Annotated in this window: 22 protein-coding genes; 8 read left to right on the top strand and 14 right to left on the bottom strand. The window is 58.8% G+C overall.

Going from position 1 to position 17,989, the window contains the following annotated elements:
• Nucleotides 1–525: 525 nt before the first annotated feature.
• A complete protein-coding gene (gene mqo, locus BFL40_RS22540; protein ID WP_071485992.1) occupies nucleotides 526–2,034 on the top strand; it encodes a malate dehydrogenase (quinone) in 1,509 nt (502 codons plus the stop codon).
• Nucleotides 2,035–2,136: 102 nt separating this feature from the next.
• On the opposite strand, the gene BFL40_RS22535 is transcribed toward mqo, so the two are convergent.
• The 4 genes from BFL40_RS22535 to BFL40_RS22520 all read right to left on the bottom strand — a co-directional run bounded on the left by BFL40_RS22535 (nucleotide 2,137) and on the right by BFL40_RS22520 (nucleotide 4,073).
• Nucleotides 2,137–2,424, bottom strand: coding sequence for a PA4642 family protein (locus BFL40_RS22535; protein WP_016976601.1), 288 nt, complete (start codon nucleotides 2,422–2,424; stop codon nucleotides 2,137–2,139).
• A 99-nt stretch (nucleotides 2,425–2,523) separates the two neighbouring features.
• Complete coding sequence (locus tag BFL40_RS22530) at nucleotides 2,524–3,009, bottom strand: hypothetical protein (protein ID WP_071485991.1); 486 nt, start codon at nucleotides 3,007–3,009, stop codon at nucleotides 2,524–2,526.
• A gap of 35 nt (nucleotides 3,010–3,044) precedes the next feature.
• Nucleotides 3,045–3,512, bottom strand: coding sequence for a WbuC family cupin fold metalloprotein (locus tag BFL40_RS22525; RefSeq protein ID WP_071485990.1), 468 nt, complete (start codon nucleotides 3,510–3,512; stop codon nucleotides 3,045–3,047).
• Nucleotides 3,513–3,515: 3 nt separating this feature from the next.
• A complete protein-coding gene (locus BFL40_RS22520; RefSeq protein ID WP_071485989.1) occupies nucleotides 3,516–4,073 on the bottom strand; it encodes a hypoxanthine-guanine phosphoribosyltransferase in 558 nt (185 codons plus the stop codon).
• A gap of 164 nt (nucleotides 4,074–4,237) precedes the next feature.
• Between BFL40_RS22520 and upp the strand changes: the two genes are divergently transcribed.
• Both upp and BFL40_RS22510 read left to right on the top strand, forming a co-directional pair.
• A complete protein-coding gene (gene upp, locus BFL40_RS22515) occupies nucleotides 4,238–4,876 on the top strand; it encodes a uracil phosphoribosyltransferase (RefSeq protein WP_071485988.1) in 639 nt (212 codons plus the stop codon).
• A gap of 2 nt (nucleotides 4,877–4,878) precedes the next feature.
• Nucleotides 4,879–6,153 carry a uracil-xanthine permease family protein gene (locus tag BFL40_RS22510; RefSeq protein ID WP_071485987.1) on the top strand — a complete coding sequence of 425 codons (1,275 nt, stop codon included), beginning with the start codon at nucleotides 4,879–4,881 and terminating at the stop codon, nucleotides 6,151–6,153.
• A 48-nt stretch (nucleotides 6,154–6,201) separates the two neighbouring features.
• Here the strand turns inward: BFL40_RS22510 and hisC are convergent, their stop codons facing one another.
• From hisC to BFL40_RS22460, 10 genes are all read right to left on the bottom strand, one after another.
• Complete coding sequence (hisC, locus tag BFL40_RS22505) at nucleotides 6,202–7,254, bottom strand: histidinol-phosphate transaminase (protein WP_071485986.1); 1,053 nt, start codon at nucleotides 7,252–7,254, stop codon at nucleotides 6,202–6,204.
• Between the two features lie 3 nt (nucleotides 7,255–7,257).
• Nucleotides 7,258–8,574 carry a histidinol dehydrogenase gene (hisD, locus tag BFL40_RS22500; RefSeq protein WP_071485985.1) on the bottom strand — a complete coding sequence of 439 codons (1,317 nt, stop codon included), beginning with the start codon at nucleotides 8,572–8,574 and terminating at the stop codon, nucleotides 7,258–7,260.
• A 127-nt stretch (nucleotides 8,575–8,701) separates the two neighbouring features.
• Nucleotides 8,702–9,337 carry an ATP phosphoribosyltransferase gene (gene hisG, locus BFL40_RS22495; RefSeq protein ID WP_003188599.1) on the bottom strand — a complete coding sequence of 212 codons (636 nt, stop codon included), beginning with the start codon at nucleotides 9,335–9,337 and terminating at the stop codon, nucleotides 8,702–8,704.
• A 168-nt stretch (nucleotides 9,338–9,505) separates the two neighbouring features.
• Nucleotides 9,506–10,771: a UDP-N-acetylglucosamine 1-carboxyvinyltransferase gene (murA, locus tag BFL40_RS22490; RefSeq protein ID WP_071485984.1), complete on the bottom strand. Its 1,266-nt coding sequence runs from the start codon at nucleotides 10,769–10,771 to the stop codon at nucleotides 9,506–9,508.
• A gap of 23 nt (nucleotides 10,772–10,794) precedes the next feature.
• Nucleotides 10,795–11,034 (bottom strand): BolA family protein, encoded by a 240-nt coding sequence (locus BFL40_RS22485; RefSeq protein WP_008434291.1) that lies wholly within the window; start codon nucleotides 11,032–11,034, stop codon nucleotides 10,795–10,797.
• 114 nt (nucleotides 11,035–11,148) lie between these two features.
• Nucleotides 11,149–11,454 carry an STAS domain-containing protein gene (locus BFL40_RS22480; protein ID WP_071485983.1) on the bottom strand — a complete coding sequence of 102 codons (306 nt, stop codon included), beginning with the start codon at nucleotides 11,452–11,454 and terminating at the stop codon, nucleotides 11,149–11,151.
• Nucleotides 11,451–12,101: an MlaC/ttg2D family ABC transporter substrate-binding protein gene (locus tag BFL40_RS22475; protein WP_071485982.1), complete on the bottom strand. Its 651-nt coding sequence runs from the start codon at nucleotides 12,099–12,101 to the stop codon at nucleotides 11,451–11,453. Before BFL40_RS22475 ends, BFL40_RS22480 begins: the two co-directional genes overlap by 4 nt.
• 11 nt (nucleotides 12,102–12,112) lie before the next feature.
• Nucleotides 12,113–12,580 (bottom strand): outer membrane lipid asymmetry maintenance protein MlaD, encoded by a 468-nt coding sequence (gene mlaD, locus BFL40_RS22470; RefSeq protein ID WP_071485981.1) that lies wholly within the window; start codon nucleotides 12,578–12,580, stop codon nucleotides 12,113–12,115.
• Nucleotides 12,580–13,377, bottom strand: a complete 798-nt coding sequence (gene mlaE, locus BFL40_RS22465; protein ID WP_010213107.1) for a lipid asymmetry maintenance ABC transporter permease subunit MlaE — start codon at nucleotides 13,375–13,377, stop codon at nucleotides 12,580–12,582. The genes mlaD and mlaE overlap by 1 nt, the downstream gene beginning before the upstream one ends.
• On the bottom strand, nucleotides 13,377–14,186 hold the full coding sequence (locus tag BFL40_RS22460; RefSeq protein WP_003171811.1) for an ATP-binding cassette domain-containing protein: 810 nt from the start codon (nucleotides 14,184–14,186) through the stop codon (nucleotides 13,377–13,379). The genes mlaE and BFL40_RS22460 overlap by 1 nt, the downstream gene beginning before the upstream one ends.
• Nucleotides 14,187–14,496: 310 nt before the next feature.
• On the opposite strand from BFL40_RS22460, the gene BFL40_RS22455 reads away from it, so the two are divergent.
• Genes BFL40_RS22455 through lptB form a run of 5 tightly spaced genes read left to right on the top strand, consistent with a single transcriptional unit; the run spans nucleotide 14,497 to nucleotide 17,822 of the window.
• Nucleotides 14,497–15,471, top strand: coding sequence for a KpsF/GutQ family sugar-phosphate isomerase (locus tag BFL40_RS22455; protein WP_071485980.1), 975 nt, complete (start codon nucleotides 14,497–14,499; stop codon nucleotides 15,469–15,471).
• Entirely contained in the window at nucleotides 15,472–15,996 is a 525-nt protein-coding gene (locus BFL40_RS22450) for a KdsC family phosphatase (protein ID WP_071485979.1), read from the top strand.
• Nucleotides 15,997–16,004: 8 nt separating this feature from the next.
• Nucleotides 16,005–16,577 carry an LPS export ABC transporter periplasmic protein LptC gene (gene lptC, locus BFL40_RS22445; protein ID WP_071485978.1) on the top strand — a complete coding sequence of 191 codons (573 nt, stop codon included), beginning with the start codon at nucleotides 16,005–16,007 and terminating at the stop codon, nucleotides 16,575–16,577.
• Nucleotides 16,564–17,097 (top strand): lipopolysaccharide transport periplasmic protein LptA, encoded by a 534-nt coding sequence (gene lptA, locus BFL40_RS22440; protein ID WP_071485977.1) that lies wholly within the window; start codon nucleotides 16,564–16,566, stop codon nucleotides 17,095–17,097. Before lptC ends, lptA begins: the two co-directional genes overlap by 14 nt.
• On the top strand, nucleotides 17,097–17,822 hold the full coding sequence (lptB, locus tag BFL40_RS22435; protein WP_016974288.1) for an LPS export ABC transporter ATP-binding protein: 726 nt from the start codon (nucleotides 17,097–17,099) through the stop codon (nucleotides 17,820–17,822). Before lptA ends, lptB begins: the two co-directional genes overlap by 1 nt.
• Nucleotides 17,823–17,989 lie beyond the last annotated feature (167 nt).

The raw sequence follows: 17,989 nt of genomic DNA, 5'->3' as shown, positions 1-17,989 counted from the left end.
ACCCGCCTTTACCGAATCTGCCAGAGCTGCCATTGCGCTCGGCCACTTGAGTTGTTTGCCCGTTTTGCCGCGTGTCGGCATGGATTTCGGGCCAGGTGCCAGGCTGGGGCAGCCCTTTTTTGAGGTTCACGTCTTCAAAAGAGCGTGAAAAAACGGGTTTTCACAACTTCACAAGAGTGTGGCGAGCAAATGAATAGTTTGGCGTTTGTACAAGCACCATCAGCGTCTGGAACAGCCCAACCACACAGGACCGAGTACTCCTCAAAAACCGGAGCTTGAGCCTGTCCGCTACGGATTGGTTGCACGAATCGCACGCTTTGACCATAAGTCGAATTGCCACAGGGGCCCATGAATGCGTTCATAGGCAGATTAGCCCGGCAGGAAGCGTGTGCTGAAGTTGCAAAGAATTGCGAAACGGACATGGCGATCCTGGCCATGGGTAACCTGGGGCAACACGTGAACCGCCCCGTCACTCCTGGCAGCCATGCCGTCAATTTGGTGCTGCAGATTTTGGAGACGCGTTAAATGGCGCATAACGAAGCAGTCGACGTAGTACTGGTAGGGGCCGGCATCATGAGTGCCACCCTGGCCGTACTGCTCAAAGAGCTCGACCCCGGCCTCAAGCTGGAAGTCGTTGAGCTGATGGATTCGGGTGCCGCGGAAAGTTCCAACCCGTGGAACAACGCCGGGACCGGCCACGCCGGGCTGTGTGAGCTGAACTACACACCGCAGGCAGGCGACGGCTCTATCGACATCAAAAAGGCCGTGCACATCAACACCCAGTTCGAGGTGTCGAAGCAGTTCTGGGCGTACCTGACTAAAAAGGGCACCTTTGGCTCGTCCAAATCCTTTATTAGCCCAGTGCCGCACCTGAGCTTCGTGCAGGGCGAAAACGGCGTGTCCTTCCTCAAGAAGCGCTTTGAAACCCTCAGCCAGCACCACGCGTTCTCGGACATGCACTACACCGAAGACCGTAGCGAGATGGCCGAGTGGATGCCGCTGATGATGCCGGGCCGCCCGCTCGACGAAAAAATCGCTGCCACCCGTGTAATGAATGGCACCGACGTCAACTTCGGCGCCCTGACCAACCAGTTGCTCAGCCACCTGACCAGCTCGGCCGATGCCCAGGTCAAGTACAGCAAGCGCGTCACCGGCCTCAAGCGCAACGGCGCGGGCTGGACCGTGAGCATCAAGGACGTCAACAGCGGCAACAGCCGTGAAGTGGACGCCAAGTTCGTCTTCCTCGGCGCCGGTGGCGCGGCCCTGCCGTTGCTGCAAGCTTCAGGCATCGAAGAAAGCAAAGGGTTTGGCGGCTTCCCGGTCAGCGGCCAGTGGCTGCGTTGCGACAACCCGGAAGTGGTCAAGCACCACCAGGCCAAGGTCTACAGCCAGGCTGCCGTGGGTTCGCCGCCGATGTCCGTGCCGCACCTGGACACTCGCGTGGTCGATGGCAAGAAGTCCCTGTTGTTCGGGCCTTACGCCGGTTTCACCACCAAGTTCCTCAAGCACGGCTCGTTCCTGGACCTGCCGATGTCGGTTCGCGCCGGCAACATCGGCCCGATGCTGGCCGTGGCCCGGGACAACATGGACCTGACCAAGTACCTGGTCAGCGAAGTCATGCAGTCCATGGAGCAACGCCTGGAATCCTTGCGCCGCTTCTACCCTGAGGCGAAAGCCGAAGACTGGCGCCTGGAAGTGGCCGGCCAACGGGTGCAGATCATCAAGAAAGACCCGAAAAAAGGCGGCGTGCTGCAATTCGGCACCGAGCTGGTCGCGGCTAAAGATGGTTCGCTGGCAGCCCTGCTGGGCGCGTCCCCAGGCGCTTCGGTGACTGTTTCGATCATGCTGGAACTGATCGAGCGCTGCTTCCCGGCCAAGGCTGCCGGCGAGTGGGCAGCCAAGCTGCACGAGATCTTCCCGGCGCGGGAAAAGGTCCTTGAGACCGATGCCGAGCTGTACCGCAAGATCAACACGCAGAACAACATCAGCCTAGAGCTGGTTGAACAAAGCAGCGAGGCCGAAAGCTACGCTTGAGGTCGTGACGCAGAGCGTCACAGGATGCATTCCCACGCAGAGCGTGGGAACGATCGCCCCGCTCTCCTCATGAGAACGGGGCGTTTTTTATGTCACGAATAATCAGCCGCGAGCGTTTTCGATCAACTCGATGTACTCGTCCGCGTTGCGCTGGTCTTTGATCAGGTCGACGAACGTCTGGCCATGCTCATCCTTGCCGTCGAGGTCCAGGCCAGCTTCCTTGAAAAAGCCCAGGAACCGCTCGAAGTCGTCGATACGCAGGCCACGGTAGGCCTTGATCAGTTTGTGCAGGGACGGTGAAGTCGCGTCAACCGGCTCGAAGTCCAGGAACAATTTGATCTGATCGTCGCCGATCTCATCACCAATCACCTGTTTCTTATCTTTACGCATTACCGACTCCAGCCTGCAGACATTTACACGGGGCTAGAAGTCTACCTGCGGGGCCTTTTCTTCGAAAGCACCCACACCATTTACGTCCGTAGCAGTGTGCTATTTAGAGCGAACGGCGCCAGTATGCAGATCCGCCCAAATATGGCCATTGGCGTAGCTCAGGAACTGCACATACAGGGTTTCATTGCGCAGCAGATCGACAATCACGCGGTACTGGGACATCGGATAGGACAAGGTCAGGGTTTTGCTGCTGTCATCGAAGGCCGGCTTTTTCAGGCTTTTGCTTTCGGCGTCAAAATTGAGCACCACCTGAGCAATGGTCGCGCCCTTGTTCAAGGATTTGCCCTTGAGGCGAATCATCAGCGGCGACGTTATCGGAATCGGCTGCTGGCTGGATTGGCGCTGGTTACCCACCACCACCGCATACTCGGTGACTTGCAGCAGTTGCTGCTGGTCCGGGGTCTCGGCGCGAAGGGTGAGCTCGTCCGGCGGCAGGAATTGGCTGTGCATCGGTGTCGGTGCGGCGGCGAGAGGCAGACTGAGGGTCAGCGCCAGGGCGGCGCAAGTGCGTATCAACAGGCTCATGGGCCGCTCCGTGGAAGATGGCCGAGCACTGTAGCTCAATCGAACTGGGCAAGCATCCAGCGTTGATACTCGGCCACGCCGGCATCACCTTCACGGGGAGCCCAATCAGCCGACTCACCCTCGCCCGCTGGCCGATAAGGTCCGGCCTTGCACTCGAACATTACCGTGTCAGGCTCCAGTACCACCAAACCATGGAACACCCCCGGCGGCAGATCGACGCCGGAGCACTCGCCACCGGCCTGCATCACACGTTTGGCGATGACTTCACCGGCCTCGCTGAAAACCAGCAAGCCCAGGCTGCCCTTGAGCACCAGCAGGGTTTCCGCTTTGTCGGCGCTCAGGTGCCGATGAGGGGGCACATAAGTGTTGGGTTGCAGGCCCACCGCCAGACGATGGCACGGCTCTTCCATCTGGTGAAAGTTGTTGTGGTGCCGGCCCCGAGGACTGGCGGCCGCTTTCTCGGCCAATTCGGCAAACAGCGTCTGATCAAGAAAGCGGGTCATGGCTTACATCCCCTTAACGGCGTAGATGCCGTTGGCGTTACGCCAGTAGCCTTTGTAGTCCATGCCGTAGCCGAAAATGTAGCGGTCGATGCACGGCAGGCCAACATAGTCGGCTTTCAGGTCCGGGCGAGCCTTGCGGTCGTGGTCTTTGTCGATCAGCACAGCGGTGTGCACTTTGCGCGCACCGGCGTGTTTGCAGAAGTCGATGATCGCGCCCAGGGTGTGACCTTCGTCGAGGATGTCGTCGATGATCAGCACGTCGCGGTCGATGAAAGAGACTTCCGGCTTGGCTTTCCAGAACAGGTCGCCGCCGCTGGTTTCGTTGCGATAGCGAGTAGCGTGCAGGTAGGACGCCTCCAACGGAAATTGCAGGTAGGTCAGCAATTTACCAGCGAAGATCAAGCCGCCGTTCATCACACAAAAGACCACCGGGTTGGTGTCAGCCATTTCGCGGGTGATGTGTGCGCCAACCTTGGCGATCGCTTCTTCGACTTGCGCTTCGGTGTACAGGCAGTCAGCCTCGCGCATGATTTGACGGATATGCTCGAGATCAGCGGACATGGCGCTCTCCAAGGGGGTGCTGTGGCAAGAAAAGCGGGCAAAGGTACGCATGTGAGGCGCAACGATCAAGCCTTAATGGACTAACGTACTAGATGTCTATAGGACAACACCCTCGGATAGATTAATCTAGGCCGGTTTTTTTGCCCGCCGCCGGAGCCTTTCCCATGCCCACTCGCGAGATCCGCCACCCGCTGATCCGACACAAACTCGGCCTTATGCGCCGTGCCGACATTAGCACGAAGAATTTCCGTGAGCTTGCTCAGGAAGTCGGAGCGCTGCTCACTTACGAAGCCACCAAAGACTTGCCCCTGGAAAGCTACGAGATCCAAGGTTGGGCTGGCGCTGTCCAGGTCGAGAAAATCGCCGGTAAGAAAATCACCGTAGTCCCGATCCTGCGCGCCGGTATCGGCATGCTCGAAGGCGTGCTCAGCCTGATCCCGGGCGCCAAAGTCAGCGCCGTGGGCGTGGCCCGCAACGAAGAAACCCTGCAGGCCCACACCTACCTGGAAAAACTCGTCCCGGAAATCAACGAGCGACTGGCGATGATCATCGACCCGATGCTCGCCACCGGCAGCTCCATGGTCGCTACCATCGACCTGCTGAAAAAGGCCGGTTGCAAGGATATCCGCGCGATGGTGCTGGTCGCTGCGCCAGAAGGTATCGCGGCCGTCGAAAAGGCTCACCCGGATGTACAGATCTACACCGCATCCATCGATGAGCGCCTGAACGAACACGGCTACATCATCCCGGGCCTGGGCGATGCCGGTGACAAGATCTTCGGCACCAAACAGAAGGACGCGTGAGCATGCAGGATGAATTCAACGACCCGCTTTGGCGCCAGATCCTGTCTGGCGCACAAATGCTCTTCGTGGCATTTGGCGCGCTGGTGTTGATGCCGCTGATCACAGGTCTTGATCCAAACGTCGCACTGTTTACCGCAGGCCTGGGCACGTTGCTGTTCCAGGTGGTGACAGGGCGGCAGGTGCCGGTATTCCTGGCATCGAGCTTTGCGTTTATCACCCCGATCATTCTCGCCAAGGGCCAGTTCGGCCTCGCAGCGACCATGGGCGGTGTGATGGCGGCCGGTTTCGTTTATACCTTCCTGGGCCTGGCGGTGAAGATCAAGGGCACCGGTTTTATCGACCGACTGCTGCCGCCAGTGGTGATCGGCCCGGTGATAATCTCCATCGGCCTGGCCATGGCGCCGATTGCCGCTAACATGGCGATGGGCAAAGCCGGTGATGGCAGCGAGCTGATCCACTACCAGACGGCCATGCTGATCTCGATGCCAGCGCTGCTGACCACACTGATCGTGGCGGTGTTCGGCAAAGGTATTTTCCGCTTGGTGCCAATCATTTCCGGCGTGTTGGTCGGTTTTGCCATGTCGTTCTACTTTGGCGTGGTCGACACCGCAAAAATCGCCGCTGCACCTTGGTTCGCCCTGCCCCACTTCACCGCACCGGAATTCAACTGGCAGGCGATTCTGTTCATCGTCCCAGTGGCCCTGGCGCCGGCGATCGAACATATCGGCGGAGTGATTGCGGTAGGCAGCGTGACCGGACGCGACTACCTGAAAAAGCCTGGCCTGCACCGCACCCTGCTGGGTGACGGCATTGCCACCACGGCCGCCGGACTGTTTGGCGGCCCGCCGAACACCACCTACGCCGAAGTGACTGGCGCGGTAATGCTGACCAAGAACTACAACCCGAAAATCATGACCTGGGCGGCAGTGTTTGCCATCAGCCTGGCGTTTATCGGGAAGTTTGGTGCCCTGCTGCAAAGCATCCCGGTACCGGTGATGGGCGGGATTCTGTGCCTGCTGTTCGGTTCGATTGCCGCGGTGGGCATGAACACGCTGATCCGTCACAAGATCGACCTTGGGGAGGCGCGCAATCTGGTAATTGTGTCGGTGACCCTGGTGTTCGGGATTGGTGGTGTGCTGGTCGGCACCGGCACTGGCCCGGACGATTTCGGCCTCAAGGGCATTGCCCTGTGCGCGGTGGTAGCGATTGGTTTGAACCTGCTGCTACCGGGCAATGATGGCTGGAAGAACAAGAAGCCGGATGAGCCGTTACTGTAACCAGATCGTTCCCACGCGGAGCGTGGGAACGATCATTTTCAGTGGTTGTTAAAGCTCACCCAGACCATCGATCAGCGCCTGGTTCTGCTCCGGCGTACCGATGCTGATCCGCAGGAACTGGGCAATCCGTTCCTGCTTGAAATGCCGCACGATCACGCCTTGCTCGCGCAACTTGGCCGCCAGGCCCGCTGCATCGTGTTTCGGGTGACGAGCAAAGATGAAGTTCGCAGCCGACGGCAATACTTCAAAACCTTTGCCCTCCAGTTGCGCGACCACCTTGTTGCGGCTGTCGATCACCCGTTGGCAAGTCTTCTCGAAGTACTCACGATCTTCAAACGCCGCCGCCGCACCGACAATCGCCAGGCGATCCAACGGGTAGGAGTTAAAGCTGTTCTTGACCCGCTCCAGCGCCTCGATCAGGTCCGGATGGCCCACCGCCAGCCCAACGCGCAAACCGGCCAGTGAACGCGATTTGGACAGGGTCTGGGTGACCAGCAGGTTCGGATAACGATCCACCAGGCTAATCGCCGTTTCGCCGCCAAAATCGACGTAGGCCTCATCAACCACCACCACCGAGTCCGGGCTGGCCTTGAGGATCTGCTCAACCGCGTCCAGTGCCAGCACACAGCCGGTCGGCGCGTTCGGGTTGGGGAAGATGATCCCGCCGTTGGGCTTGGCATAGTCCGCTACGCGAATCTGGAACTGCTCATCCAGCGGTACCGGGTCAGACTTGATGCCATAGAGGCCGCAGTAAACCGGATAGAAGCTGTAGCTGATATCCGGGAACAGCAGCGGCAGGTCGTGCTGGAACAAACCGTGGAAGATGTGCGCCAGGACTTCGTCGGAACCATTGCCGAGGAACACTTTGCCGGCGTCGACCCCGTAGTACTTGGCCACGGCCTGCTTGAGCAGGTCGCTGTTGGGGTCCGGGTACAGGCGCAAGTTGTCATTCAACTCGGCCTGCATCGCGGCCAGCGCCTTGGGCGACGGGCCGTAGGGGTTTTCATTGGTGTTGAGCTTGACCAGCTTGGTCAGCTTCGGTTGCTCGCCGGGCACGTAAGGCACGAGGTCCTTGACGAAAGGGCTCCAGAATTTGCTCATGTCTTACTCTCCCTTAACGATGCGATATTCAGCGCTGCGTGCGTGCGCGCTCAGCGATTCACCACGGGCCAGCACCGAGGCGGTCTTGCCCAGCTCGGAAGCGCCCTGCGGCGAGCAGAAGATAATCGACGAACGCTTCTGGAAGTCATACACCCCCAGCGGCGACGAGAAGCGCGCGGTGCCGGAAGTCGGCAGCACGTGGTTCGGGCCAGCACAGTAGTCGCCCAAGGCTTCGCTGGTATGGCGCCCCATGAAGATCGCTCCGGCGTGGCGAATCGACGGCAGCCAGGCCTGTGGATCGGCCACAGACAGCTCCAAGTGCTCCGGCGCAATACGGTTGGCCACTTCGATGGCCTGCTCCATGTCGCGCACCAGGATCAGCGCGCCACGGCCATTGATCGACTTCTCGATGATCTCGGCACGGTCCATGGTCGGCAGCAGCTTGTCGATGCTCGCGGCGACCTTGTCGAGAAACTCTGCGTCCGGGCTGACCAGGATCGCCTGGGCATCTTCGTCGTGCTCGGCCTGGGAGAACAAGTCCATGGCAATCCAGTCCGGATCGGTCTGGCCATCGCATACAACCAGGATTTCCGAGGGACCTGCGATCATGTCGATGCCGACCTGGCCAAACACATGACGCTTGGCGGTGGCGACATAAATGTTGCCTGGCCCAACCACCTTGTCGACCTTGGGTACGCTTTCAGTGCCGTAGGCCAGGGCTGCTACCGCTTGGGCGCCGCCAATGGTGAAGACGCGGTCGACACCGGCAATGCACGCCGCTGCCAGTACCAGCTCGTTGATTTCACCGCGCGGAGTCGGCACTACCATGACCACTTCGATCACGCCCGCCACTTTGGCCGGGATCGCGTTCATCAGCACCGACGACGGATAAGAGGCTTTACCGCCCGGCACGTACAGACCGGCACGATCCAGCGGCGTGACCTTCTGGCCCAGCACGGTGCCGTCGGCCTCGGTGTAGCTCCAGGAATCCTGTTTCTGCTTCTCGTGGTAGCTGCGCACCCGCGCCGCTGCGACTTCCAGGGCTTCGCGCTGGGGCGCAGTGATGCGCGTCAGGGCCAGTTCCAGGCGTTCGCGAGGCAGGATCAGGTCGGACATGGACTTTACGTCCAGGCCGTCAAACTGGCGAGTGAAGTCCACCAGCGCCGCATCACCGCGCTCACGCACAGCCTTGATGATGTCGAGCACTCGCCCGTTGACCGAGTCGTCAGACACGCTTTCCCAGCTCAACAGATGATCCAGATGATGGGCGAAATCCGGGTCGGCAGCGTTGAGTCGGGCAATTGCAGTGGACGTGGTCATAGCGAGGGCCTCATAGGATTGGCAAAAATGCTCAGGCGCCGAAAGTTAGCAGTCGATCCGCTTGGGCACCTGAGAATTCTGGCTATGAGGCGGATAGACGGGCGCGACCTAGGGCCGCGCAGGTAGGTCAACCGCGGTGTCGCGACTCCACTGCCTTGCGCAGGGTGTCGATCAACGCCTGGATACGGGCGTGCTGCATCTTCATCGAAGCTTTGTTGACGATCAGGCGGGAGCTGATGTCAGCAATGAAATCCTGAGGCTCGAGGCCATTGGCACGCAAGGTGTTGCCAGTGTCGACCACGTCGATGATCTTGTCGGCCAGGCCGATCAGCGGCGCCAACTCCATCGAGCCGTAGAGCTTGATGATGTCGACCTGACGGCCTTGTTCGGCGTAGTAGCGCTTGGCGACGTTGACGAACTTGGTGGCAACTCGCAGGCGGCCTTTGGGCTCGACATCACCCACACGGCCGGCAGTCATCAGCTTGCACAGGGCAATACGCAGGTCCAACGGTTCGTACAAACCCTGACCACCGTATTCCATCAGCACGTCTTTACCGGCGACACCGAGGTCTGCAGCGCCATGTTCAACGTAGGTCGGCACGTCGGTAGCCCGTACGATCAACAGGCGGACGTCGTCCTGGGTCGTGGGGATGATCAGCTTGCGGCTCTTGTCCGGATTCTCGGTCGGCACGATGCCCGCTTCAGCCAGAAGCGGCAAAGTGTCGTCAAGGATGCGGCCCTTGGACAGTGCGATGGTCAACATGGGAAACGTCAGTCCTTCATCAGGCTATTGCTGTCCGGTCGCAAACGGCGCCAGACACAGATCGAGGCCATTACAGCCTCGATTTGAAACAAATTCAGCCGGGGTGTGCAAGCACCAATGCACGTGCACACCCCGGGCGGGCGCTTCCCTGCGCCCATGCAGCGGGGACTAGCCCGGTACGCGGCGAATTTTCGCGCCAAGCATCTGCAGTTTTTCTTCGATGCACTCGTAACCACGGTCGATGTGGTAGATGCGATCGATCAAGGTGTCGCCTTCAGCGCACAGCGCCGAAATGACCAGGCTGGCCGAGGCACGCAGGTCGGTGGCCATCACTGGCGCGCCCTTGAGCTTGTCGATGCCGGTGACGATGGCAGTGTTGCCTTCGACCTGGATCTTGGCGCCCATGCGGTGCAGTTCATACACGTGCATGAAGCGGTTTTCGAAGATGGTCTCGATCACCGCACCGGTGCCTTCGGCAATTGCGTTCAGGGAGATGAACTGCGCTTGCATGTCGGTCGGGAACGCTGGGTACGGAGCCGTACGCAAGTTGACGGCTTTTGGCCGTTTACCGTGCATGTTCAGCTCGATCCAGTCGTCACCGGTGGTAATTTCAGCACCGGCTTCCTTGAGTTTTTCCAGAACGGCTTCAAGGATAGTCGGATCGGTATCCTTGACCTTGACGCGGCCACCGGTGACGGCAGCAGCAACCAGGTAGGTGCCGGTCTCGATACGGTCCGGCATCACTTTATAGGTGGCCGAATGCAGGCGCTTAACACCTTCAATGGTGATGGTGTCAGTACCGGCGCCGGTGATGTTGGCACCCATGGCGATCAGGAAGTTGGCCAGATCGACCACTTCTGGTTCGCGTGCCGCGTTTTGCAGGACACTGCGACCGTTGGCCAGTGCAGCCGCCATCATGATGTTCTCGGTACCGGTCACGCTTACGGTATCAAAGAAGAAGTGCGCACCACGCAAGCCGCCTTCCGGCGCCTTGGCCTTGATGTAACCACCTTCGACGTCGATGGTCGCGCCCATGGCTTCCAAGCCACGGATGTGCAAGTCGACCGGACGCGAACCAATGGCGCAACCGCCAGGCAGAGCCACTTCGGCTTCGCCGAAACGGGCAACCATCGGGCCCAGCACCAGGATCGACGCACGCATGGTTTTCACCAGTTCGTACGGAGCAATCAGGGTCTTGATGGTACGTGGGTCGATTTCAACCGACAGTTTCTCGTCGATCACCGGCTCAATACCCATGCGACCGAACAGCTCGATCATGGTAGTGATGTCGTGCAGGTGCGGCAGGTTGGCCACAGTCACCGGGCCATCGCACAGCAGGGTCGCTGCCAGGATCGGCAGGGCGGAGTTTTTCGCACCGGAAATACGAATCTCGCCATCTAGGCGGGCACCACCGGTAATAATCAATTTATCCATAAGAATCTCGACGCCTTGGGGGCTCAGGTGCGCTCGGCCCAGGCCGCGCGGCTGAAAAATTTCATAGTGACCGCGTGGATGCTGCCATCGGTGATCCACGGGTTCAAATGGGCATAGATCTGCTGTTGACGCTTGACCGGGCTCAATGCCGCCAGTTCATCGCTAATCACATTCAGCTGGAAGTTGCAGCCTTCGCCTTCAACTTCTACGTTCGTTTCCGGCAGCTTTCCTTCAAGGAAGCTTTTAACTTCTAGGGCCTGCATGCTCAACCTCTATCGGCGCCCAGTGCGCACGGGTCGCACATCATACAAAAAAGCCCCGCGCCTGCGAACCCCGCATAGCAGGACTCTGACGGGGGGCTTCCTTGAAAATGTGTATTAAGGATGCGCCAACAGCTCGGTCAGACCAGAAACCTCAGCAATTTCACGCATGTCTTCAGGCAATGCACGGATGCTGACCGGTTTCTTCGCCGCTTCGGCGTCACGGATGAAGCACAACAGCAACGACAGGCCGACACTGCTGGACTTGGTCACCGCCGAACAATCCAGCACCAGCGCAGGCGCAGTACTGGTCTTGATCAGCGCCTGGCCCTGCTTGCGCAGCTCAGGCCCCGAGCGATAATCCAGCACACCGCTGAGGAACAGCTCGCCGGCATTACCGAGACGAACAGCCGACTCGGTCATTGTGCGGGCTTCCCGGCAGCTTGTTTGTCGGTTTCTTCTTTGGCCTTGGCGACTTCACCGGCCCAACCATTGATGGTCTTGTCCAGGTCATTGCCATTGCGCTGCATGGCGTCGGCGAACTGATCACGGAACAGCTTGCCGATGTTAATGCCGTTGATGATTACGTTGCGCAGCTTCCACTCACCGTTGACCTTCTCCAGCGTGTACTGCACAGGATAGACGGCGCCGTTGTTGCCTTTGACGGTCATGCCAATGCTGGTGCGGTCGCCCGACTCATCCTTGGCAGGGTCGACGGTAATACCCTGGTTGTTGTACTCCAGCAGGGCGTTGCCGTAGAACTGGAACAGGCCCTTCTTGAAGTTTTCCTGGAATGTCTGCATCTGCGCAGGCGTAGCGTTGCGCGAATACTTGACCGTCATGATGCTGCGGGAAATGCCTTCAGCATCGACCACCGGACCAACAATTGTGTTCAGTGCATCGTAAAACTTGGTCGGGTCCTGCTTGTACTGTGCTTTGTTGGCAGTCAGGTCAGCCAACATCTTGGTAGTCGTGTCCTGCACCAGATCGTGCGCAGAACCTGCCGCGTTGGCCATCAGCGGCAGCGCTGCAAGCAGTACCAGCAGGCCACGTCGCAAGGTAGAGATCATGAACAGATTCCTCATTTAGCGTCTTTATTGACCGTGTTGAGCAGGAATTTACCGATCAGGTCTTCAAGCACCAGCGACGACTGTGTGTCGTGGATGGTCGAACCTTCCTTGAGCAGGGTTGTTTCCCCACCCACGCTGACACCGATGTACTTCTCGCCCAGCAGACCCGCAGTGAGGATAGATGCAGTGGAGTCAGTCGGCAGATTATCTACCTTCTTGTTCACCTGCATCGTCACTCGGCCCGTGAAGCTGTCGCGATCCAGATCGATTGCCGTGACCTTGCCGATGGTGACACCGGCCATGGTCACTTTAGCTCTGACAGTCAAACCGGCGATATTGTCGAAGTACGCGTAAAGTTTATAAGTATCGGCCGTAGGGCTGGCCGAAAGGCCACTGACTCGCAGGGCCAGCAACAGTAAAGCCAGGATGCCAGCCAGCAAGAAAAGGCCGACACCGATTTCCACAGTGCGGTTTTGCATCAGAAATCTCCAAACATCAAGGCGGTCAAAATGAAGTCAAGGCCCAGTACCGCCAGCGAGGCGTACACAACGGTCTTGGTGGTGGCGCGACTGATCCCTTCTGAGGTGGGCTCACAGTCGTAGCCTTGGAATACGGCAATCCAGGTCACTACAAACGCAAAGACAATGCTCTTTATGATGCCGTTGAGCACGTCACCGCTGAACGTCACGCTGTTTTGCATGTTGGCCCAGTAGGAGCCGTCATAGACGCCCAGCCAGTCAACCGCCACCCAAGAACCACCCCAGATGCCGACCACGCTGAAAATCATCGCCAGCAGCGGCAGGGAAATGAAGCCGGCCCACAGGCGCGGGGCAACAATGTACTTGAGCGGGTCCACGCCGATCATTTCCAGGCTGGACAGCTGTTCAGTAGACTTCATGTTGCCGATTTCGGCGGTCAGCGCAGAGCCGGCACGCCCGGCGAACAGCAACGCGGTCACCACCGGCCCCAGTTCACGCAACAGCGTCAGGGCGACCATCTGCCCCACTGCCTGCTCCGAACCGTAGCTGGAAAGGATATTGAAGCCTTGCAACGCCAGCACCATGCCGATGAACACGCCGGAGACGACGATAATCACCAGGGACATCACGCCCACCGAGTGCAACTGTTTTATCAACAGACCGAAACCGCCGCCAATGCCGCCGCGACCTAACAAGGCATGGAACAGGAAAATCGTCGAACGGCCCAGCACTTCGACAATGTCGATGCCCGAGCGGCCGAAAAGGCGAACCTTCTCGATGAGAGATGTCTTGCGCATCAGCGCTTCCCCAGAAGATCTGAGCGGTAGTCCGCTGCCGGAAAATGAAAAGGCACCGGGCCGTCGGGATCGCCGGTCATGAATTGACGAATACGCGGGTTGTCGGCGTTCATCAGTTCCTCAGGCGTGCCCTGACCCAAAACCTGACCATCGCCGACGACATAAAGGTAGTCGGCAATGCTCGCTGTTTCGGCCAGGTCGTGGGACACCACGATACTGGTGATCCCCAGCGCATCGTTGAGCAGACGGATCAGGCGCACCAGCACGCCCATGGCGATCGGGTCCTGGCCTACGAAGGGCTCGTCGTACATGAGGATCTGCGGGTCAAGAGCGATAGCTCGCGCCAAGGCAACACGGCGCTTCATGCCGCCGGACAACTCGTCGGGCATCAGGTCGATGGCACCACGAAGGCCCACGGCCTGCAGTTTCAGCAACACGATGTCACGAATCATTTCGTCGGACAGCTGGGTGTGCACCCGCAGCGGAAATGCCACGTTTTCGAAAACATCGAGGTCTGTGAACAGGGCGCCGCTCTGGAACAGCACACCCATATGCTTGCGCGCATCGAACAGATCGCTGCGCGACAACGTCGGCAGGTTCTGGCCGTTGACCCACACTTCGCCGGCGCTGGGGCGCAATTGCATGCCCATCAGGCGCAACAGGGTGGTCTTGCCACAACCGGAGGGCCCCATGATGCCCGTGACCTTGCCGCGGGGAATGCGAATATCGACGTTATTGAAGATGCTGCGCGTCCCGCGCTTGAAGGTAAGTCCCTTCAGCTCGACCGCGTAGGCGTTATCGGCACTCATCTAATCTCCTTGGGATGCAGCCTTTCACTCAGACACCATGCTTGCGGATTTCGTTTGCAACGGATGCGCAATAGTTAGCCACATGGGTTGGGCGGACCGAACTGGCGGCGAACTATATCACTGCTGGTACAGAGCCCCCAAGGCCGGAACTGAGCTCGTTCAGATTCAGGACAGGGAAAAAACGTTGCCGGCTATGTTACTGACTATGAATCTCAGGTAGCCACAGAATAAAGCCTGACGAACTTACGTGAGGGAATTGATCATTACCGCTATAATCGCCGACTTTTCGTCAGGCTATACGATTTCAGACATGAGCCAATCCAGCGACCTTATTCAATCCGCACAACGTACCATCCGACTCGAGCTTGAAGCCGTAGAAGGCTTACTGGCCCACATCGACGCGGATTTCGTACGCGCCTGCGAGATGATTCTGGCCAGCAAGGGCCGCGTTGTGGTGGTCGGCATGGGCAAATCAGGCCACGTCGGCAACAAAATCGCCGCCACCCTGGCAAGCACCGGAACCACTGCGTTTTTCGTGCATCCGGCCGAAGCCAGCCACGGCGACATGGGCATGATCACCAAGGATGACATCATCCTGGCGCTGTCCAACTCCGGCACCACCAACGAAATCGTGACCCTGTTGCCGCTGATCAAGCGCTTGGGCATCAAGATGATCAGTGTCACCGGCAACCCGGAATCAACGCTTGCCAAGGCCGCCGAAGTCAACCTGAATGTTCACGTGGATCACGAGGCCTGCCCGCTGAATCTTGCTCCAACGTCCTCCACTACCGCTGCACTGGTTATGGGCGATGCTCTGGCCGTGGCGCTGCTGGAAGCCCGTGGATTTACCGCTGAAGACTTCGCATTTTCCCACCCAGGTGGCGCCCTGGGCCGTCGCTTGTTGCTGAAAGTGGAAAACGTCATGCATGCCGGCGATGAACTACCCCACGTCCAACGCGGTACGCTGTTGAAGGACGCGTTGATGGAAATGACCCGCAAAGGGCTTGGCATGACGGTGATTCTGGAGGCCGACGGACGCCTGGCCGGAGTATTCACCGACGGTGACCTGCGCCGCACGCTGGACCGCACCATCGACATCCACACCGCAACCATTGATGCGGTGATGACGCCCCACGGCAAGACCGCCCGCCCTGAAATGCTGGCAGCCGAAGCACTGAAGATCATGGAAGACCACAAGATCGGCGCACTGGTGGTGGTCGATAATGACGACCGCCCGATCGGCGCCCTGAACATGCACGACTTGCTGCGTGCGGGAGTGATGTAAATGACCAGCGACCTGCTGAAACGCGGCAAAAACATCAAATTGGCAATCTTCGACGTGGATGGCGTGCTGACCGATGGCCGCCTCTACTTTCTCGAAGACGGCAGCGAATTCAAGACGTTCAACACCCTCGACGGCCAAGGCATCAAAATGTTGATGGCAGCGGGTGTGCAAACGGCGATTATCAGTGGTCGAAAAACACCGGTTGTGGAACGCCGCGCACAAAACCTGGGGATTCCTCACCTGTATCAGGGCCGCGAGGATAAACTGGTGGTCCTGGACGAGCTTCTTGGCCAACTCAACCTAAGCTATGAGCAGGTCGCCTACCTGGGCGACGATCTGCCTGACCTGCCGGTCATTCGCCGGGTGGGCTTGGGTATGGCCGTCGCGAATGCTGCGGCTTTTGTACGCGAACACGCACATGGCATCACCACCGCCCGCGGCGGTGAAGGTGCCGCCCGCGAATTCTGCGAGCTGATTCTGCGTGCCCAAGGCAGTCTTGAAGCGGCCCACGCCGCCTACCTATAGAGCGTTTTATGCTGAGCAAAAAGATTCGCAACTTCCTGTTATTCGGGGTCATCGCCGCGCTGTTCCTGGCGGTGGGCTACTGGAATATCAGCCCGGAGCGCTTCCTGGACAAGCCTGTCGCGCAGCTTGACGAAGGCGCTATCGACTATTACGCGACCAATGCCTACAGCGTGCAGTTCCTACCCGATGGCAAGGTGCAGTACGAGATGACCGCCGACAAGGTCGAGCATTTGAAGGCCTCAGAGGTCACCTTGCTGACGAACCCGGACATGAACCTGTACCGAGGCACCGAGTTTCCGTGGCACGTCACCAGCAAACGTGGCGAGGTCAACCCGGACGGCACCCAGGTAGAGCTGATCGACTCGGTACGTGTTGCACGCACTGACGACAAGAACCGTGACACCATTATTACCAGCAGTCGCATGACCGTATTCCCACAACAGCAATATGCGCAGACCGAGCAAGACGTTAGAATTGACGGCGCTGGCGGTGTATCGACTGGCAAGGGAATGAAAGCGTATTTGAAAGAAAGCAGGATACACCTGCTATCGAACGTAAGAGGACAGTATGAGGCTCGTTAAAACCCTCCCTATTTTGCTCGGTCTGGGCGCAGCACTGGGAAGCGTGAGCGCCTGGGCTCTGCCGAACGATAGCCAGCAACCGATCCACATTCAGGCTGACGATGCGCAACTGGATGATAAACAAGGCGTTGCGACCTACACAGGCGCAGTGATCATTACCCAGGGCTCGATGAAAATCACCGGCAATACGGTGACGCTCACGCGCACCCCAGCCGGCGACATTGATGTCGTGACATCGGTAGGCAATCTGGCGTATTTCGAGCAGAAGCAGGCGCCTGCCGATACCGCCCCGATGAAGGGCTATGGCAAGACCATCCAGTATCACGCCCAACAGAATCGCATCATCCTGATCGACCAGGCCAAGGTTATCAGCACCGACGGCAACACCACGGAAGGTGAAAAAATCACCTATGACACCGTGAAACAGATCGCTAACGCCGGTCGTGCCAATGGCAACAAGGTCACTGCACCTCGTCCGCGTATCGACATGGTTATCCAGCCGAAGAAGAAGGCCGAGTAATGGCAACCCTGAAAGCCCAGCATCTGGCCAAGGCCTATAAAAGCCGTCAGGTCGTGCGCGACGTCAGCCTGTCGATCGACAGCGGCCAGATCGTCGGCTTGCTCGGCCCCAATGGCGCCGGCAAAACCACTTGCTTCTACATGATCGTCGGATTGGTCCAGGCGGACCAAGGCCGTGTACTGATCGACGACCTGGACGTCAGCCACCAGCCGATGCACGGCCGTGCGCGCGCAGGTATCGGCTATCTTCCCCAGGAAGCGTCGATCTTCCGCAAATTGTCAGTCTCAGACAACATCATGGCGATCCTCGAAACCCGAAAGGAACTCGACCGTGACGGCCGCCGCAAGGAACTGGAAAGCCTGTTGCAGGAGTTCCACATCAACCACATTCGCGACAACCTCGGTATGAGCCTGTCCGGTGGTGAGCGTCGACGCGTGGAGATCGCCCGTGCCTTGGCCACCGCGCCGAAGTTCATCCTGCTGGACGAACCGTTTGCCGGCGTCGATCCGATCTCGGTCGGCGACATCAAGCAGATCATCCATCACCTCAAGGCCAAGGGCATCGGTGTACTGATCACCGACCACAACGTCCGTGAGACCCTCGATATCTGTGAAACAGCTTATATCGTCAATGACGGCCAACTGATCGCCGAAGGCGATTCCGCCACTATCCTGGCCAACGAACTGGTTAAGGAAGTGTATCTGGGCCACGAGTTCCGCCTGTAAGCAGAGCGGTGTCACGGCTGTTCGCCAAGGCGCGCGGGAGTCAATAAAAACCTCGTTTTTTTTATTGTTACCGCGCTCTAGGCAAAGCCCCCGACATCAGGCATATAATTTGCTTATGTTTGGCGCTCACGCGCCCTGTCGTGGATGGCGCATTGCGCCGGCGAATA

This window comes from Pseudomonas costantinii, assembly GCF_001870435.1.
GTDB classification, from domain to species: Bacteria; Pseudomonadota; Gammaproteobacteria; order Pseudomonadales; family Pseudomonadaceae; genus Aquipseudomonas; species Aquipseudomonas costantinii.
Note: the sequence above shows the minus strand (reverse complement) of the source record. Positions and strands in the feature narration are given on the sequence as shown.

What these genes read in the sequence shown, in the direction of transcription:
- mqo (WP_071485992.1), top strand. Translation starts at nt 526, where the DNA reads ATGGCGCATAACGAAGCAGTCGACGTAGTACTGGTAGGGGCCGGCATC.
- BFL40_RS22535 (WP_016976601.1), bottom strand. Translation starts at nt 2,424, where the DNA reads ATGCGTAAAGATAAGAAACAGGTGATTGGTGATGAGATCGGCGACGAT.
- BFL40_RS22530 (WP_071485991.1), bottom strand. Translation starts at nt 3,009, where the DNA reads ATGAGCCTGTTGATACGCACTTGCGCCGCCCTGGCGCTGACCCTCAGT.
- BFL40_RS22525 (WP_071485990.1), bottom strand. Translation starts at nt 3,512, where the DNA reads ATGACCCGCTTTCTTGATCAGACGCTGTTTGCCGAATTGGCCGAGAAA.
- BFL40_RS22520 (WP_071485989.1), bottom strand. Translation starts at nt 4,073, where the DNA reads ATGTCCGCTGATCTCGAGCATATCCGTCAAATCATGCGCGAGGCTGAC.
- upp (WP_071485988.1), top strand. Translation starts at nt 4,238, where the DNA reads ATGCCCACTCGCGAGATCCGCCACCCGCTGATCCGACACAAACTCGGC.
- BFL40_RS22510 (WP_071485987.1), top strand. Translation starts at nt 4,879, where the DNA reads ATGCAGGATGAATTCAACGACCCGCTTTGGCGCCAGATCCTGTCTGGC.
- hisC (WP_071485986.1), bottom strand. Translation starts at nt 7,254, where the DNA reads ATGAGCAAATTCTGGAGCCCTTTCGTCAAGGACCTCGTGCCTTACGTG.
- hisD (WP_071485985.1), bottom strand. Translation starts at nt 8,574, where the DNA reads ATGACCACGTCCACTGCAATTGCCCGACTCAACGCTGCCGACCCGGAT.
- hisG (WP_003188599.1), bottom strand. Translation starts at nt 9,337, where the DNA reads ATGTTGACCATCGCACTGTCCAAGGGCCGCATCCTTGACGACACTTTG.
- murA (WP_071485984.1), bottom strand. Translation starts at nt 10,771, where the DNA reads ATGGATAAATTGATTATTACCGGTGGTGCCCGCCTAGATGGCGAGATT.
- BFL40_RS22485 (WP_008434291.1), bottom strand. Translation starts at nt 11,034, where the DNA reads ATGCAGGCCCTAGAAGTTAAAAGCTTCCTTGAAGGAAAGCTGCCGGAA.
- BFL40_RS22480 (WP_071485983.1), bottom strand. Translation starts at nt 11,454, where the DNA reads ATGACCGAGTCGGCTGTTCGTCTCGGTAATGCCGGCGAGCTGTTCCTC.
- BFL40_RS22475 (WP_071485982.1), bottom strand. Translation starts at nt 12,101, where the DNA reads ATGATCTCTACCTTGCGACGTGGCCTGCTGGTACTGCTTGCAGCGCTG.
- mlaD (WP_071485981.1), bottom strand. Translation starts at nt 12,580, where the DNA reads ATGCAAAACCGCACTGTGGAAATCGGTGTCGGCCTTTTCTTGCTGGCT.
- mlaE (WP_010213107.1), bottom strand. Translation starts at nt 13,377, where the DNA reads ATGCGCAAGACATCTCTCATCGAGAAGGTTCGCCTTTTCGGCCGCTCG.
- BFL40_RS22460 (WP_003171811.1), bottom strand. Translation starts at nt 14,186, where the DNA reads ATGAGTGCCGATAACGCCTACGCGGTCGAGCTGAAGGGACTTACCTTC.
- BFL40_RS22455 (WP_071485980.1), top strand. Translation starts at nt 14,497, where the DNA reads ATGAGCCAATCCAGCGACCTTATTCAATCCGCACAACGTACCATCCGA.
- BFL40_RS22450 (WP_071485979.1), top strand. Translation starts at nt 15,472, where the DNA reads ATGACCAGCGACCTGCTGAAACGCGGCAAAAACATCAAATTGGCAATC.
- lptC (WP_071485978.1), top strand. Translation starts at nt 16,005, where the DNA reads ATGCTGAGCAAAAAGATTCGCAACTTCCTGTTATTCGGGGTCATCGCC.
- lptA (WP_071485977.1), top strand. Translation starts at nt 16,564, where the DNA reads ATGAGGCTCGTTAAAACCCTCCCTATTTTGCTCGGTCTGGGCGCAGCA.
- lptB (WP_016974288.1), top strand. Translation starts at nt 17,097, where the DNA reads ATGGCAACCCTGAAAGCCCAGCATCTGGCCAAGGCCTATAAAAGCCGT.